Here is a 635-nt window from a genome sequence, read left to right on the forward strand (position 1 = left end):
GCCCCAGCCCGAAGATCCGCCCCGCAGTACGGAAGAGCGCCTCGCCTACCACTCCGCGTTCGTGACCATCCGTACCCCCGCCATCAGCGCCCTCGCCGCCCAGGTCCGCACCCTGATGATCCTCGGCCGCCACCAACAGGCCACCGCACGGCCCTCGCTGATCGTCACCGGCCCCGCCGCAGCCGGCAAAACCACCGCCCTCCTCCACGTCGGCCGCGCCTGCCACCTCGCCCACACCCGCAAGAACCCCGCACCGCCCGGATCAGCCCACGGCTCGGCACCCGTCGCCTACGTCCTCGTCCCGCCCGGCGCCACCGCGAAAACCCTCATCACCGAATTCGCCCGCTACCTCGGCATCCCCGTAGCCGCCCGCATGACCCAGACCCAGATCACCGACGCCGTCTGCCACACCTACACCGCCGCCGGCGTCCAACTCGTCCTCATCGACGAAATCCACCGCCTCAACCCCCGCACCACCACCGGCGCCCAGGCCGCCGACCTATTGAAAGACCTCACCGAACGCCTGCCCGCCACGTTCGTCTACGCCGGCATCAACCTCCCCGAAACACCCCTCTTCAGCGGGACACAGGGCGCCCAACTCGCCGGACGCGCCACCCTCATCGACTGCGGCCCCC

At 70.9% G+C, this 635-nt stretch carries 1 protein-coding gene; it reads left to right on the forward strand.

Going from position 1 to position 635, the window contains the following annotated elements; genetic code table 11:
* Window positions 1-635, forward strand: a 635-nt coding sequence (locus tag GUY61_RS38800; protein ID WP_208107007.1) for an ATP-binding protein, incomplete at both ends; no start/stop codon positions are given.

The sequence above is a fragment of the Streptomyces sp. GC420 genome, from assembly GCF_009916105.1.
GTDB lineage: Bacteria > Actinomycetota > Actinomycetes > Streptomycetales > Streptomycetaceae > Streptomyces.